This is a genomic window from Vibrio sp. 2132-1 (assembly GCF_033344315.1).
The window spans coordinates 220,271-236,902 of the sequence record NZ_JAWPON010000002.1 but is presented as its reverse complement, the minus strand read 5'-3'; the positions used below and the strand labels follow the sequence as shown (position 1 = coordinate 236,902).

At 43.4% G+C, this 16,632-nt stretch carries 15 protein-coding genes; 9 read left to right on the top strand and 6 right to left on the bottom strand.

Annotated features, from left to right (window positions below; translation table 11 throughout):
* Position 1: 1 nt before the first annotated feature.
* Entirely contained in the window at positions 2-454 is a 453-nt protein-coding gene (locus R8N47_RS02770; RefSeq protein WP_064354265.1) for a beta-galactosidase subunit beta, read from the top strand.
* A 78-nt stretch (positions 455-532) separates the two neighbouring features.
* Positions 533-1,966, top strand: coding sequence for an amino acid permease (locus tag R8N47_RS02765; RefSeq protein WP_020841215.1), 1,434 nt, complete (start codon positions 533-535; stop codon positions 1,964-1,966).
* A 48-nt stretch (positions 1,967-2,014) separates the two neighbouring features.
* On the opposite strand, the gene R8N47_RS02760 is transcribed toward R8N47_RS02765, so the two are convergent.
* Positions 2,015-2,935, bottom strand: coding sequence for a LysR family transcriptional regulator (locus R8N47_RS02760; protein WP_064354300.1), 921 nt, complete (start codon positions 2,933-2,935; stop codon positions 2,015-2,017).
* A gap of 112 nt (positions 2,936-3,047) precedes the next feature.
* On the opposite strand from R8N47_RS02760, the gene chrA reads away from it, so the two are divergent.
* Positions 3,048-4,187 carry a chromate efflux transporter gene (gene chrA, locus R8N47_RS02755; protein WP_064354266.1) on the top strand — a complete coding sequence of 380 codons (1,140 nt, stop codon included), beginning with the start codon at positions 3,048-3,050 and terminating at the stop codon, positions 4,185-4,187.
* 128 nt (positions 4,188-4,315) lie between these two features.
* Here chrA and R8N47_RS02750 read toward each other — a convergent pair whose 3' ends face one another.
* Positions 4,316-4,960 carry a helix-turn-helix transcriptional regulator gene (locus tag R8N47_RS02750; RefSeq protein WP_005380169.1) on the bottom strand — a complete coding sequence of 215 codons (645 nt, stop codon included), beginning with the start codon at positions 4,958-4,960 and terminating at the stop codon, positions 4,316-4,318.
* 568 nt (positions 4,961-5,528) lie between these two features.
* Here R8N47_RS02750 and R8N47_RS02745 point away from each other — a divergent pair.
* From R8N47_RS02745 to R8N47_RS02730, 4 genes are read left to right on the top strand one after another with little or no spacing between them, the layout of a single operon-like run.
* Positions 5,529-6,458, top strand: coding sequence for a hypothetical protein (locus R8N47_RS02745; protein ID WP_005391691.1), 930 nt, complete (start codon positions 5,529-5,531; stop codon positions 6,456-6,458).
* Between the two features lie 20 nt (positions 6,459-6,478).
* The gene (locus R8N47_RS02740; RefSeq protein WP_005380167.1) at positions 6,479-6,802 is read left to right on the top strand and encodes a hypothetical protein; all 324 of its coding nucleotides are present in this window, start codon (positions 6,479-6,481) and stop codon (positions 6,800-6,802) included.
* 5 nt (positions 6,803-6,807) lie between these two features.
* Entirely contained in the window at positions 6,808-7,485 is a 678-nt protein-coding gene (locus R8N47_RS02735) for a C39 family peptidase (protein ID WP_005380165.1), read from the top strand.
* 54 nt (positions 7,486-7,539) lie between these two features.
* Positions 7,540-8,106, top strand: a complete 567-nt coding sequence (locus tag R8N47_RS02730) for a hypothetical protein (protein WP_005391689.1) — start codon at positions 7,540-7,542, stop codon at positions 8,104-8,106.
* Between the two features lie 224 nt (positions 8,107-8,330).
* Here R8N47_RS02730 and R8N47_RS02725 read toward each other — a convergent pair whose 3' ends face one another.
* Positions 8,331-9,326 (bottom strand): transporter, encoded by a 996-nt coding sequence (locus tag R8N47_RS02725; RefSeq protein ID WP_005380160.1) that lies wholly within the window; start codon positions 9,324-9,326, stop codon positions 8,331-8,333.
* A 476-nt stretch (positions 9,327-9,802) separates the two neighbouring features.
* On the opposite strand from R8N47_RS02725, the gene R8N47_RS02720 reads away from it, so the two are divergent.
* On the top strand, positions 9,803-11,494 hold the full coding sequence (locus R8N47_RS02720) for an AMP-binding protein (protein WP_005391687.1): 1,692 nt from the start codon (positions 9,803-9,805) through the stop codon (positions 11,492-11,494).
* A 68-nt stretch (positions 11,495-11,562) separates the two neighbouring features.
* Here R8N47_RS02720 and R8N47_RS02715 read toward each other — a convergent pair whose 3' ends face one another.
* Entirely contained in the window at positions 11,563-11,763 is a 201-nt protein-coding gene (locus R8N47_RS02715; RefSeq protein WP_242412955.1) for a DUF1127 domain-containing protein, read from the bottom strand.
* Between the two features lie 106 nt (positions 11,764-11,869).
* On the opposite strand from R8N47_RS02715, the gene R8N47_RS02710 reads away from it, so the two are divergent.
* Entirely contained in the window at positions 11,870-12,817 is a 948-nt protein-coding gene (locus tag R8N47_RS02710) for a LysR substrate-binding domain-containing protein (protein ID WP_017820432.1), read from the top strand.
* 118 nt (positions 12,818-12,935) lie between these two features.
* Here the strand turns inward: R8N47_RS02710 and fusA are convergent, their stop codons facing one another.
* Positions 12,936-15,026 (bottom strand): elongation factor G, encoded by a 2,091-nt coding sequence (gene fusA / locus R8N47_RS02705; protein WP_005386444.1) that lies wholly within the window; start codon positions 15,024-15,026, stop codon positions 12,936-12,938.
* Between the two features lie 215 nt (positions 15,027-15,241).
* Positions 15,242-16,621 (bottom strand): DNA repair protein RadA, encoded by a 1,380-nt coding sequence (radA, locus tag R8N47_RS02700; protein WP_005386443.1) that lies wholly within the window; start codon positions 16,619-16,621, stop codon positions 15,242-15,244.
* Between the last annotated feature and the right edge of the window lie 11 nt (positions 16,622-16,632).

Below are 16,632 nucleotides of genomic sequence, written 5' to 3'. Positions count from 1 at the left end.
CATGATCGTGTTAGACAGCTTAGAGCAATTCAAACAGGTATATCGCAACGGTCGTAAATGGAACCGCTGTGTGGAAGCCATTGGCAACATCGGCAACATCAAAGATGGCGTGATGCACTCGATTGGCGATTCACTGGTGTACATGGTTGAAGATGGCATCGCGAAACAAACCGAAATGTTCATCGGTAACCGTCGTTACTTCGATGTGCATTACTACCTCGAAGGCCGAGAAACCGTTGAGTTCGCGGATAAAACCGCGTTGACACGAGAACAAACTTATCGTGATGAAACTGACCGCGAATTTTTTTCTGGTCAGGGTGAAACACGTGAGCTTTGCGAAGGCCAAGTGGCGATTTTTGAAAACAGTGAAGCGTACCGCTTCCATGGAGACAACCGCGTAAGAAAAGTGGTGCTCAAAGTGACCATCGAAGATGGCTACTTCCTAAATAAATAAAACAAGAGAAGGGCTGTGGTCACAGCATTACAAGCCCTTCCTCCCTACAATTCCAACGTGATTAACCGGAGATAGAACATGTCTGAATCCAAACGTAATACGATAGGCAAATTCGGGTTGTTGTCCCTCACCTTTGCTGCAGTATTTAGCTTTAATAACGTAATCAATAACAACATCGAGATCGGTCTAGCGTCTGCGCCAATGTTCTTTCTGGCGACCATTTTTTATTTCATCCCTTTCTGTTTGATCATCGCAGAATTCGTATCTCTGAATAAAGATTCTGAAGCGGGGGTCTACGCATGGGTAAAAAGCTCACTTGGCGGTCGCTGGGCGTTTATCTCTGCCTACACTTACTGGTTCGTTAACCTATTCTTCTTCACGTCCTTGCTGCCGCGTGTTATCGCTTATGCGTCTTACGCGTTCTTGGGCTATGAATACATTCTGACGCCATTCACCACTACCGTGCTCAGTATGATTTTGTTTGCGTTTGCGACCTACGTATCGACAAACGGAGCGAAAATGTTGGGGCCAATTACGTCGGTGACCTCCTCCCTCATGCTGCTACTGACAATGTCGTACATTTTACTGGCTGGCGCAGCGTTGATCGGCGGTGTAGAACCGGCTGACCCAATTACTGTAGAAGCGATGATCCCTGATTTCAGCTGGGCATTTTTAGGCATTACTACATGGATCTTTATGGCGGCAGGCGGTGCGGAATCGGTCGCGGTTTACGTAAACGATGTAAAAGGCGGCTCGAAATCGTTCGTTAAAGTCATCATCATCGCAGGTATCTTTATCGGCGTGCTTTACTCAATTGCGTCTGTTTTGATTAACGTATTTGTTCCTAGCGAAACCCTAAAATACACGGGCGGATCGGTTCAAGTATTTGAAGGTTTGGCTGCGTACTTTGGTTTGCCAGAAATATTGATGAACCGCTTCGTAGGCTTGGTATCCTTCACCGCTATGTTTGGCTCTCTACTGATGTGGACAGCAACGCCAGTGAAAATCTTCTTCTCTGAGATTCCAGAAGGCATTTTTGGTAAGAAAACCGTAGAGCTGAACGAAAACGGCGTACCAGCTCGCGCAGCTTGGTATCAATTCCTTATCGTTATCCCACTGATGATCATCCCAACATTAGGTTCTAACACCGCTCAAGATCTGATGAACACCGTAATCAACATGACGGCAGCCGCTTCGATGCTGCCACCGCTGTTCATCATGTTGGCGTACCTGAATCTGCGCTTAAAACTGGATCACGTCGAGCGTGATTTCAAAATGGGCTCACGCAAAATGGGCATCGCTACCGTATCGGTACTGATCGCTATCTTTACGGTTGGTTTCTTAGCATCGACCTTCCCTACTGGGGCCGACATCATGACCATCATTTTCTACAACGTTGGCGGTATCGTGATTTTCCTTGGCTTTGCCTGGTGGAAGTACAGCCAATACGAAAAATCATTGAATCAGGAAGAGCGTATAAAAGAAGCCGCGCCAGCTTCGCAAGCGGTATAACACAGACTCTCAATGACAAACATTCTGGGCACCCTTTGGTGCCCTTTGTTATATGTGAGAGGTGATGGTCGAAGAAACCAACTCGCGTAGCCAAATGCCTTTGTCTTCATTGTTTCGGCTGGAATGCCACAGCATGGCAATATCAAAATCCGCAACGGCGATCGGCGGCTTAACAGTAATGAGATCGTCCGAAAAGCCCTCCGCCAACGCCATTTTTTCTGGCACGATGGCAATGAGATCGCGCTTTTTCAATAGATGCCGAATAGTGAGAAAGTTGCGCGACGCCACGGTGACTTTGCGGCTCAAGCCATGTTCTGCGAGCTTTTGGTCTACTTGTGTCTTTAAGCTCCCATCGGGACTTACCAGAGCTTGCTCTATGTTCGCGAACGCTTCCAGAGACAGCTGTGTTTCCCCTTGCAATACCTGTTTATCACACATGCACACGTGCTTTTCGGTGTACAAGTATAAGCTCTCAAAGTTGTCATCCAACACCGGCATGCTGCCAATAATGACATCGAGCTTTTCATGCTCAGTTAATGCCACGTAGTTGCTACGATTGACGTTAATAAAACTGATCTGCGCCTCTGGGGCGCGCTGGCGTATTTCGTCATAAAGCCGAGGAGCAAAGATAAACTCGGCATAATCCGTTAACCCGATGCGACATACACCCGCGTAATTTTCAGGTTGGAAGGCAGACTTAGTGAGCAAGTCTTTGGCGATAGAATCCAATAAGTGATGCACAGTTGGCGCGATGTGGTGAGCGTGCTCGGTGGGCTCCATCTTGTGCCCTTTTCGCTCAAAAAGCGGGTCGTCAAACAACAACCTTAAACGAGACAAACTATGACTCATCGCCGACTGGCTAACGTAACTTTTCTCTGCCGCGACGCTAACGCTTCGATAGCGATACAAGTAGGAAAACGTCACCAATAAGTTCAAGTCAATGTTGCGCCACTGAATGTCCTCTTTCACTCCAACATCCTCATCCCATTTCATTCATAGATGAAATTAAAATCATCAATTTGAGTCATTTTAGAGCATTCGATAAATTAGCAACAATGCTTTTTAGATAAACAGGTTCGACATGTTCACCATATTCAAAACTTTTTTCTGGCTGGGTTGGTTCAGCTTCGGCGGCCCTGCGGCTCATATTGGTTATTTTCGCCAAACATTTGTTGAGAAACTGAAATGGCTTGATGACAGCGAGTACGCGCAAATTGTCGCGCTCAGTCAGTTTTTGCCGGGACCGGGCTCAAGCCAAGTTGGCTTTGCTTTAGGCTATAAACGTGGCGGTTTAGGTGGCGCATGCGCAGCATTTGTCGGATTCACGCTTCCTTCAGTGGCCATCATGTTGGCGCTGGCGATGGTGAGCAGCCAAATCACCGACACCGCAGTGTTCCAAAACATCGTTCACGGCCTAAAACTGCTCGCAGTCGTCGTCGTGGCGGATGCGACTTGGGGCATGTACAAAAACTTCTGCCAAAGTAAACTGACCGCGGGTGTGTGCGTCGCGACTGCGATTGCGTTGCTGGTGGCACCAAGCATCATGACGCAAATGTTCGTGTTGATCGCAGCAGGTTTTGTCGGAATGCGATATCTAAAGAAAGACTCCGCGCCATCAGCCGAGTCGTTTAAACCGTCTATCGCGCCATTGGCTCTATTTGCGGTGCTTTTACTCGGCTTACCGTTAGTGGCTCATACGTTACCTTTGCTTGGGCTGTTTAGTGATTTTTTCCAAGCTGGTAGCTTAGTGTTTGGTGGCGGTCATGTGGTTCTGCCGCTTCTGCAAAACATTGTTGGCGACCAGCTCAGCCAAGATGCATTTTTAACAGGCTACGCCGCTGCACAAGCTGTACCGGGGCCAATGTTCACCTTTGCGACTTTTATCGGTTATGAGCTTTCGGATACGCCAATTTTAGGCGCTCTGATCGCAACGCTTGGCGTATTCCTCCCAGGGTTTCTTTTACTGCTTGGCGTTCTTAAAAACTGGCAAGCACTGGCAGGCAAACCGCTGGTCTCCGGCGCCATCAACGGTGTAAATGCCTCGGTAGTAGGGTTACTACTCGCGGCACTTTACCAGCCAGTATTTAGCAGCGCAGTTGTTGCTCCCATCGACATGGCGTTAGTGATTGCGGGTTTCTATCTACACAAAAAGCTCAACCTTTCGGTACTATGGATGATCGTGTTTTTTGTGGCAGCAGGCCTTGTCACGGGCATGATGTAGCCTGCTGATACGCCAACTATTGAATCTAGATAAACCACGGGCACTCAAATACGAGTGCCCTTGCTTAGATTAGATTAGATAGTGAAAACGGAACAGACCCCGATAAAAAGAGCATCACAAATTATGACTTAACTTCTCTCGGTTAAGCCATTGTTCATTCTTACCAACTTAACTGCATCATGACGAGAATGGACATCGAGTTTTTTGTACAACTTGTATATATGGCTTTTCACTGTACTTTCAGATAAAAAAAGTCTTGAAGCAATTTGTTGATTTGAAATGCCGTACACAAGTAGCTCTAGAATCTGTTTTTCTCTGCATGTTAACTCATCATGCTGCTGTTCTTCGGACAAATTTGCATGCCGATAATTGAGGACTAACTTCTCTAGGTACATTCTTGGTAGCCACAACCCACCTTTCAGTACGTATTCCGCGCCATCACATATATGTGTCACTGATGCACTTCGGAGCAAAATTCCTTTTAACAACTTCCAATGCAGTAAGTCCGTTTGTACTTTTTCACAAGGGACGTTGTGAAGCATAAAGGACCACCCAAATAGATCAAAATCTGGTAACTTTCCTTGTACTTCAAGCTGACGCATAAAATCGTAATCAATAAACATCAAATCGATACTGAGTGAGTGACTTCTGAACACCACTTCATCTGGTTGCATTATCTTTACATCGACATCATGAATGGAAGATAGTTGTTTTTTTATTAAGTTACTTTGTAAATTACTCTCAGCTAGCAGTATCAAGTGCTTCTTTTCCATAGTCCCACCACATTAACTTACCTGTTTCACCAACCCCCGTTAGAAAATTAATTGGGGATAGCAAAGAGAATTTATCTTCATTTTAAGTAGAAAATATAGCACTTCAGAATGATATCGCATTGCTTTTCAGCACCGAAAAAGACTTAAAAAGTATGAACCTGTTGTGTTTTTATCCATACTTTTCAACCTGTGTTAGCATAAGGATATGATTTATAATATTAAATAATAAAGATAATAATTGGATAAAATACCATTTATAAAAAATGGATGACTGCTCCGCTCAGTGCAATAGAACGAATTACTTCTTTATATTGGCTTCATTTCATACTTGATGAGTACTTAAAGTAAATACAAAAAATAACATTATGATTATGTTATTTTTTTCTTTAACACCTTAAAGAGACGCACCTAAATACTCCCTTCCAGCCTGAATCATTCTCAATAATGAGAACAGCTTTCACTGATCCTTTCTTATAATTTCATCGCTTCCCACAACATTTGAAGGAAGCAGCAAGAAGTTAAGTGCAGTCATTTTTAATCAGGAATAACAGGAAATGGAGTAATCGTTATGACTCTAAACAAAACAGGGCTTGCTTTAGCAATGTCAGCAATTTTATTTAGTGGCTCTCTAATCGCGAATGAGATCGATGATGGAGACGACAACATGCAATGGACTGACAGCGCTAATACCGATATCGGTTTATCTGGCAGCTTCAATGATAACAGTGACAATAGCGCATCTCTCGGTGTTGGTGATAGCTTCAACGACAACAGCGATAATAGTGCGTCACTAGGTATTGGTCATAGCTTCAACGACAACAGCGACACTGACAACAGTGCAACTCTTGGTGTTGATGACAGCTTTAATAACAACAGCGACAACTCAAACTCGAGCACTAACACAGCTCAAAGCCACAACGACAATAGTACGTCTAACGCTAACGACAACAGTACCAGTGCTGATCTTGATGTGAGCCTAAATAGTGATAGTAGTGATTCAAGTACTAACACAAATAGAAGCCACAACGACAACAGCGACTCTAGTACTACTGTAAGACGTAGCAACAACGACAACAGTGACTCTAGTATCAACAGTAGCTTTAACGATAACAGCGATAATCGTAATCAAAGCGACAACCGTAACCAGAGTGATAACCGTAGCTACGCTGATTCAAGCACAACAAACTCGAACAGCTTTAACGACAATAGTAACTATCAAAGTGACTCGAGCTCAACAAATGTTGATAGCTTCAATCAAGTCCATATGGATACAGATATGGTTGTTGCGAGCTCAAGCCTAATGGGTGGTGTTACAGGTGCATCAGTTATTTATGCAACTAACGCGGATGATACTCGAGTTCGAGTTGAAAACATGAACACCCTTGGTGGTCTTGGTGGTGCAGCTGGTATTACTACCGTTGGTCAGAATGCTGGTTCAAATTCACTTGTACAACAATCTGTTACAACTAATGCAAGTGTGTTTACTGGGGGTGAGTAACCGACTAGTAGGAGAAAGCGATGCGTTTGGCAATCTGTACTTTGAGTATGATAGTTGCCTGCACTGCACTCGCTGATGACATTGCATTATCTGGCGGAGAAGTTAGCTTGGATATCATGAATGAATCAAGAGGTGGACAAAATGTTGAACTCGACTTGGTTTATGCAGAATCAGATATCAATGGTATTTCGTCAGATAATGTCGCGTCAAACACCGTGAGTGGTAACAATATACTATCAAGTGGAGCGTTCGCAGACAGTTCGGGTATATCCAACGTAATTCAGAACAGCGGAAACAACGTTTTAATCCAGAACTCTACCGTCGTTAACCTGACACTCAAGTAAACAATATGAAAGTATTAAATAACTTAATTTGGCTGATGCTCGTTTATTCAGCATCAGCCATTTCACTAGAACTGCTACCTTACCGAGCACATTACTCTGTTCCTGTTAAAAGCTACAAAGAAATAGTGTTCGGTGATGTTTTTCGCCAACAGTATGACTTCAGCTGTGGCTCTGCCGCCCTGGCTTCTCTTCTCACTTTTCATTATGCAACAGAGTCATCTGAACAAGATATCTTCAAAAGCATGTTTGAAAAAGGTGATAAAGAAAAAATCAAAGAGAAAGGTTTTTCTTTGTTGGATATGAAGTTTTACTTGGATTCCATAGGGTTACGTTCTGACGGCTTTCAAGTAGGACTGGAGAAAATTAAAGAAGTCGGCGTCCCTGGGATTACTCTCGTTAATTTCGACGGGTATATGCATTTTGTTGTCATCAGAGGTATAAACAATCACTCAGTTATTCTAGGAGACCCTTCTAGAGGAACCATGATAATGAAACTGGATGAGTTTGAAAAATATTACCAAGGAATTGTGTTACTGGTCCGTAACGAAGCGGAAATGGGACGGTCTAGCTTTATAACCAATGATAATTTCACCGTATATCAAAGATCACCATTAAAAACAGGAGTGTCTAGAGATTCCTTAGGGGTATTTAGCATTACTCTCCCAGTTTCCGGTGAAAATTAATATAACATTGTTTTAAATAACTTTAAGAACTTAACAACCTGAAAGGCCTACATTATGAACTACAATAAATTTTTGTTAGTGCTTTGTATGCTAATACCTCATTTTAATGTGAATGCTAAAGATGTTGGCCTGAAAGAACTTACTCCTCTTTCAAATTTATCTTTAGAAGAATATCGAGGTGGTTTCCAAATTACGGACGAGTATATTATTAATATTGGATTAAGCATTACTACGACTATAAATGGCGATGATATTTTGAACACAAATATTGCCAACTTAGTAATTGAAAATGGTAATTTAAAAAACATTAGCGCAAATAGTGAAAATCAAAGTGGAGATGTTTTCAACCAGGGTATTGTTAACATCATACAATTTGGTGAAGGCAATATTATTGGAGATGATTCTATAGATTCACCCAAAATGCCTTCGTCTCAAAATCCTAATATAATAAGTTCAGACTTTATAAATTCAAGTATTATCAATATTATTCAAAACACGAAAGATAACAGTATTATTGGACTTAGCACGCTCGTAGACATTGATGCTCAAGTAAATGGGGTAATACGGGAAATCAAAGCAAACCAACAATTAGAAGACGCCTTATTGAACCACCTTCAATGAGCATTTCCATTTTTATCTGAAAAATTGTCACGTTAAGCTTCTTTGATATTAGAAACGACTGATATCTATGATTACATACCAAAAGAAAGTTCGATATATCAATCGGCCACCATCATTTTAAGAATATATACCTACTTTATCCAATATAATCCAATCAATTTATAATGCGAACACTAGGCGCTAACGATAAATTAGGCCCAAGACTCAAGGGCCTAATATCCATTTTACAAATTAAAAGGTACTCGTACTGTTAATTGAAAGTCGGGAGTATCTTCTGTAAGACCAGCTTGAGCACTAACATTGATAGATGAGCGTTCACTAAAGGCATAGTTTATACCAAAAGTTAATGCATCTAATTGAAGCAACTTAGCATCATCTGCCGATCTGCCATTTACTTTGCTTTTTAAAATAGTTTTATGGCTAAGTCCTAAAGAGAATGAAAGATCAGGATTCACCGCAAACCCCATTCCCCCTGAAAGAGAAATAGTGTCTCCAAGTTCAACATCAGCTTTTGTGTCGCCAACTGTAACAGTATCCTCTAAGTTATAAATATAACTTAGACTAGCGAACAAGACCGCAGGATCAACAGGGTGAATAAGAGATAAATTAGGCTCAAAACTCCAAAAACCCGAACCTGTAGGGACATCACTAAATGAGTTGCTTCCATCTTCAATAGAAACATCATAAGGCGATCGTCCTGTATCCGACTTTACTCTAAGGCCACCTACCCAGTATGGCGCAGACTCAAAGTTAAACTGGTGCCTCAATGCGAACTCTACATCACCAAGCCCTCCGCCATCCACCGTTGTGTTTACTACTTCACTGTTTGAACCATCTTGAATGGGGCGCGTAGAAACTTGGTCATTACGATACACATACGGCACTCTAACTTCTAACTCTGTGGCGTTTGTTAAACCGTACCGAGCAGTTAATCCAACGGTTACTGTAGTCCTATCCGAATCACTCACTTCAATTCGCCCAACAATCAGAGTTGGTAAGACTGTATACCCAACAACAGATACTTTGTTTGAAGAGTTTTGTGTATAGCTTAAAGACGAATCAAATGACCATTTACCTTTAGGTGTGAGAACGCCTGGGCGCTCAATAACATCACCAACCGTTTGGGCACGCTGAGGAATATCATCTCCTTCAGCACCATATGCATTCCCCGCAATGAATAAACTACAAAGATAGGTACCCAGTAAAGTCTTCCGTAACATCACATCTTTCCTTTTGCTGATGATCGTACCCAAGTAATCTCAGGCAATAGCTTGAGGTGAAGCTCCTAACTTTCCAAAGTAAGATTAGTATAGCTACTTCAAAACCACGACATACCTTTAAGTTTGGCGCTTTGAAGAAATTAGGAGACATTTATACTTATCTTCAACACTAAGCCACTAGTTAATAAATAATTAGGATAGATTCTATGTTTTCGCAATATTATTAATAAAATAAATTGCTTACCTGTGCTCTTAGTATGAAGTCGGTATGACATAACAGCTGAAAAGCCTGTTCTCTTTTGCGTAGCATCAATCACATTGCTTTTTAGATCGAGTCGCTCCGACTTCAACCATAACTAACGCTATCTTCCCCACATATTTCATCAAAATGCATTCCCGTGTCGCGATTTAACATGCTAAAGTTAACAATGCGTTAACAATTATAAATACAATGAGAAGACATGGAGTCACTTAAAATGAATCAGCCGAATCTAAATAGCGCTGCTGGTTGCGCTCTCCCACCACCAAATGAAATGATCCTCAAATGGGCTCAAGAGCGTCCAAATGAGGTCTACCTAAAACAAATTATTAACCGACAGTTTGTTGAGTACACATTCTCTGATGTTGCAGATCAAGCCTTAAAACTTGTCAGCGCACTACGCTCGCTTGGTGTAAAGCCTGGCGACAAAGTTGCGTTAGTATCTAAAAACTGTGCAGAATGGTTTATTTGCGATCTTGCTATGATGCTTGGTGACTATGTCAGTGTGCCAATCTTTCCTACCGCCGGTGCAGATACCATCGAATACTGTGTGACTCATAGTGAAAGTAAAGCGATCATTGGCGGAAAACTCGATGATCCCAAAGCAACTCAGCAAGTCATTGATGCTATGCCTGAACTCATTAGCATCGCTCTACCTTATGACACGGCACCAAAGTGTAAGCACGAATACCAAGCGCTCATTGCAGATGCAATGCCAAGTGAAGAGCGTCCGCAGCATTACGATGACAAGCTAATGTCGTTGGTGTATACCTCAGGCACATCAGGGTTACCGAAAGGCGCGATGCTAACTTACGGCGCATTCAGTTGGTCTGTTCAGCAACTGATCAATCATATTGGTATCCAAGAAAACGACCGATTGTTCTCTTATTTACCGCTCGCTCATATTACAGAGCGTGTTTATATCTTCGGTTCATCGATTATGGGTGGCGTGCCAACAGCATTTCCAGAGTCACTGGACACTTTTATCGAAGATGTGAAGATGCACCGACCAACTCTGTTTATCTCCGTCCCACGATTATGGACGCTATTCCAGCAACGTATTCAAGACAAACTTCCACAGAAGAAGCTCAATATTCTGTTGAAAATCCCATTCGTCAATTCTTTGATCAAGAAAAAGCTAGCAGATGGTCTAGGTTTAGATCAGGCTCGAGTATTAGGCTGTGGCTCTGCACCTGTCTCGCCAGCGCTGTTGGAATGGTACCACTCAGTGGGCCTTGATATCACAGAGGCTTGGGGGATGACGGAATCATTTGCCTACAGCACGCTCAACTACCCATTTAGAGCTGACAAAATTGGTAGTGTCGGTAATGCAGGGCCAGGCATTGAGTTAAAAATCGCAGCTGATGATGAAATCATGGTGCGTGGCAAAGGGCTATTTTCTGGCTACTACAAAAATGACATTGCCACCCAAGAGTCTTTTGATTCAGAGGGCTGGCTACACACAGGCGATATCGGCGCTATCGACTCAGATGGTTATCTAACGATTCAAGGCCGTAAAAAAGATAACTTCAAAACCGCCAAAGGTAAATTTGTCTCTCCGGTTCCTATCGAGAAAAAGCTTTTCGAGTACAGTCGCGTAGAGATGATGTGTCTCATCGGTTTAGGGCTACCCGCTCCGATTCTTTTGGTTGTGCCACATGACTTCCCTAACTTTGATCGAGAGCGATACGCACGTACCACACGTAAAGTTATTGCCAGGATGAATCAAGAACTCGCCTCTCATGAGCAAATCAAAGGTGTGTTAATGATTAAAGAACCTTGGAGTATAGAAAATGGCGTACTGACGCCAACGCTTAAAATTAAACGTCATGTGCTCGAACAAAAGTATCATGAGATAGGCCACAATTGGCCAAAAGATGAATTGGTCGTGTGGGAAGAAGACTTGTAATTTTGCTTGCACTCCTCAACACCATTGGGGAGTGCAACTTAACTTTGAGCTTGAATCAAACTCATAAACTACTCTCTCCAGAATGGCTTACTCACTTCACAACTAATCTCCCTTTCACCTAATCCAATATCGTCCCAAAGGTGCTTTGGTAACTCTCTCAAATGACGACGTGTCTTATAGTTCCTTCTCCAAGCCGCCAGTTTAGAATAAATTAACTGTAACCCGCTCTGATGGGCAGTAGGTATAGTACGCTCACAAGTGTATGTCATGTTTTCCATTTCAAAGATCCCTATACAATGTTGACCACTTAATAATCAGCGACTACGCTGATATCCTCAAACGATAGAATCTGCCATAGAGTTAAGGAAAACTAATGTGAAAGATCGAATGCCTCCCTTACAGGGCTTGTATTACTTTTTCGTTGCAGCAAAGGAAGGAAGCTTTAAAACGGCAGCAAAAGAACTGTTTGTTACGCCAGCGGCCATTAGTCAGCAAATTCGTCATTTAGAAGAGTTCTTAGGCACGGACCTATTTGTTCGTCAGCACAGAAAAATCGTGCTCACACCAGAGGGAGAGCTACTGTTTAGTCAGGCAGAAAGAGGGTTTGCTCATTTGCAGCAAGGGGTTAGATTAGTCAATCAAGATCCAAACCCGAACCACCTTTCGATATCAACACTCCCCTCTTTCGCTCATCATTGGTTAGTCCCGAAAATTACGGCTTTTCGCCAGCGTCACCCTGATATCGCCTTGCTATTAGAACCAACCAATGATTTGGTGTCTTTTCAAGATAGCCAGATAGATTTATGTGTTCGTTACGGTTTAGGAAAATATCCCAATTTAGAATCACAATGGCTGATGGACGAAGCTTTTTATCCTGCTTGTCATCCGGTGTACCAGAAAGAGCACGGGATCTATAACATCGAGGACTTAAGCAAAGCTGAGCTGATTGAAGATGTTTGGCCTGATCTTGATTGGAATATGTGGTTAGCAACCTTGGGTCACTGCGCTGCAAAGCCTACCTTAAAATACAGTGGATCACATCTCGTGCTTGAGGCTGCACTATCACTTCAAGGCGTGGCATTAGTAAAACACAGTTTAGCCCATCAATATTTTCGTTCTGGCAAATTGGTCCGAATTGGAGATATCGCTATCAAGCCCAACTTTGCGTATTACTTGTGTGCGCCAAAAGGCTACTTAAAAAGACCTAAAGCTCAATTGTTTGCGCAATGGTTGAAGGAAGAAATAGAAATATTTGAAAAGTCAGTGGTACCAGACTTTAAGACCATTGACCTAAAAGGCAACAGTACTAGAACGGCATCATAACAATCGTCAAAACAAACGCTAAATAGGAATAAAACAAAAACGCTCTGCGTATAAGACTGCTAAATACAAAAAGCCCCGCACTAAGCGGGGCTTTCAAGTTATAGAGTTAACTTAAGAATTACTTCTTAGCGTTACGCTCTTTAACGTCAGCAATTACTTGCTCTGCAACGTTTGTTGGACATGGTGCGTAGTGTGAGAACTCCATAGAGAACTGACCACGACCAGAAGTCATAGTACGTAGAGTACCGATGTAACCAAACATTTCTGATAGAGGTACATCACCCTTGATACGTACGCCAGTAGACGCTGCTTGTTGGTCTTTGATCATACCACGACGACGGTTAAGGTCACCGATTACGTCACCAACGTGATCTTCTGGAGTGAACACGTCAACTTTCATGATTGGCTCAAGAAGTTGCGCGCCAGCTTTAGGCATAGACTGACGGAATGCACCTTTCGCTGCGATTTCGTAAGCGATTGCTGAAGAGTCAACTGCGTGGAAACCACCGTCGAATAGTTCAACTTCAACGTCTAGAGTAGGGAAGCCAGCTAGAACACCGTGCTCCATCATTGACGCAAAGCCTTTCTCAACTGCAGGCCAGAATTCTTTAGGTACGTTACCACCAACAACTGTTGATTTGAACGTGAAGCCAGAGTTTGGCTCACCTGGTTTGATGCGGTAATCGATCTTACCGAACTGACCAGAACCACCAGACTGTTTCTTGTGCGTGTAGCTATCTTCGATTGCTTGAGTGATAGTTTCACGGTAAGCAACCTGTGGAGCACCAACTTCTAGCTCAACGCCGTAAGTACGCTTAAGGATATCTACCTTGATGTCTAGGTGAAGTTCACCCATACCTTTCAGGATAGTTTCGCCTGAATCTTCATCAGTCTCAACTTGGAATGATGGATCTTCTGCAACCATTTTACCGATCGCGATGCCCATCTTCTCAGAACCGCCTTTATCTTTAGGCTTAACTGCGATAGAGATTACTGGATCTGGGAAGATCATTGGCTCAAGAGTACATTCGTGCTTAGGATCACATAGAGTGTGACCAGTTTGAACGTTCTTCATACCAACTACAGCGATGATGTCACCAGCTTGTGCTGAATCGATCTCGTTACGCTCGTCCGCGTGCATCTCAACCATACGGCCGATACGCTCTGTTTTACCAGTTGCAGAGTTAAGGATTGTGTCACCTTTCTTCATCTTACCAGAGTAGATGCGGATAAAGGTTAGAGCACCGAAGCGGTCATCCATGATCTTAAATGCAAGAGCACGTAGTGGCTCGTCTGCAGATACAGTCGCAACTTCACCAGTTGGCTCACCAGTCTCTGAATCAGTTAGAGGCTGTGGATCAACTTCTGTTGGAGATGGTAGGTAATCAATTACCGCGTCAAGAATAAGTTGGATACCTTTGTTCTTGTACGCTGAACCACAGTAAGTTGGGAAGAATGCTAGATCACGAGTACCTTTACGGATACAACGTTTGATGTCTTCTAGAGATGGCTCTTCACCTTCTTCTAGGTAAGCCATCATTAGATCTTCGTCTTGCTCTAGAGCAGTTTCGATTAGCATTTCACGGTATTCAGCAGCTTTTTCTACCATGTCTGCTGGAATATCTTGAACTTCGTAGTTCTCTGGTTGGCCAGACTCATCCCATACGTAAGCTTGTTGGCTTAGTACGTCTACAACACCTACGAAATCTTCTTCGATACCGATAGGTAGAGTCATAACTAGAGGTGTAGCACCTAGTACGTTCTGTACTTGATCTACAACTTTGTAGAAATCTGCGCCCATACGGTCTAGTTTGTTAACGAAGATCAGACGTGATACGTGTGATTCGTCAGCGTAACGCCAGTTAGTTTCTGACTGAGGCTCAACACCACCAGAACCACAGAATACACCGATACCACCGTCAAGTACTTTTAGAGAACGGTAAACTTCGATAGTGAAGTCAACGTGTCCAGGAGTATCGATGATGTTTAGACGGTGATCGTTCCAGAAACAAGTTGTTGCTGCAGACTGGATTGTGATACCACGCTCAGCTTCCTGCTCCATGAAGTCAGTAGTAGTTGAACCGTCGTGAGTGTCACCGATCTTATGGATCTTACCAGTTAGCTTTAGGATACGCTCTGTAGAGGTAGTTTTACCCGCGTCTACGTGAGCAAAAATACCAATGTTTCTGTATTTTGATAAATCAGTCATTGTCTTACTCTGTTAATAAGGTATAAAGTGCGCGCAGAGTATATCACATTCTGTCAATACTGATACCCTTGCGTGCGGATGGAAGAAAAAAAATTTTAACGTGAAATTTCCGTCCCCAAAGCATAGTCAAACACAGCAATTTATGTACTTTATTCGCATTTTATTGAGGACGGATAGAACAGTTTGTGATTGCACAAATACCATTCTTATGAGCATTACAGCTCGTCAAAAGCCTCTATCGCTTCCGACAATTTCTTAACGCCGTGAATTTGCATGCCAGGGATGCCACCTTTCGGCATGTTGGCTGCTGGCACGATGGCTTTCTTGAAACCATGTTTGAACGCTTCATTCAAACGCTCTTGCCCACTTGGCACTGGACGGATTTCGCCCGCAAGCCCTACCTCACCAAAAATCACCACATCTTTAGGGAGTGGACGGTCACGAAAACTCGATAAAAGCGCCATAACTAAAGCAAGATCAGCGCTCGTCTCCGTCACCTTAACACCGCCAACCACATTAACAAAGACATCTTGGTCTGCCATTTGTAAGCCACCATGCTTATGCAACACAGCGAGCAAAAGTGATAGGCGGTTCTGCTCCAAGCCGACCGCAACACGACGAGGGTTGGCTAACTGCGAGTAATCCACCAGCGCTTGAATCTCTACTAGTAGAGGGCGCGTGCCTTCCCAAACCACCATGACTGAAGAGCCTGATGTTTCTTCTTCACCACGAGAAAGGAAGATCGCTGATGGGTTACTCACTTCCTTCAATCCTTGGCCTGTCATAGCAAAGACACCAAGCTCATTCACAGCACCAAAACGGTTTTTATGACTACGCAAAGTGCGGAATCGGCTATCCGTTCCACCATCGAGTAGTACCGAACAGTCGATAATGTGTTCAAGAACTTTGGGGCCCGCAAGGGTACCATCTTTTGTTACGTGACCAACAATAAATACCGCAACATTATTCTGTTTTGCGTATCGTGTCAGAGCCGTCGCAGATTCACGTACCTGAGCAACACTGCCAGGCGACGATTGAACATCAGAAACGTGCATCACCTGAATCGAGTCTATTACCATTATACGAGGCTGCTCTTTTTCGGCGATTTGGCAAATTTTGTCGACGTTCGTTTCCGATAGCATTTTTAAATGATCTTTCGGCAAGCCCAATCGGGAAGCACGCATTGCCACCTGCTGTAATGACTCTTCACCGGTTACGTAAAGCGTTGGCATTTGCGCAGATAAACTACACATGGTTTGCAACAGAAGGGTTGATTTACCTGCACCAGGGTTACCACCAATCAAAATTGCGGCACCTGGCACAACACCACCACCCAACACGCGGTCAAGCTCTTTAAACCCACTGGTGAAGCGAGGTACTTCTTGCAGATCAATTTCGGATAGCGTTTGAACCGTAGCTTCTGTTGCGGAACCAGCGTAGCCGCTTAAGCGTTCATTGCGAGCAACGGTTGGCGATGCAGCGATACGTACTTCTGTTATCGTATTCCATGCACCACATGCGTTACACTGCCCCTGCCAACGGGGAAAGTCCGCGCCACAATCATTACAAACATACGCTCGTTTTGCTTTCGCCATGATGCCTCAAT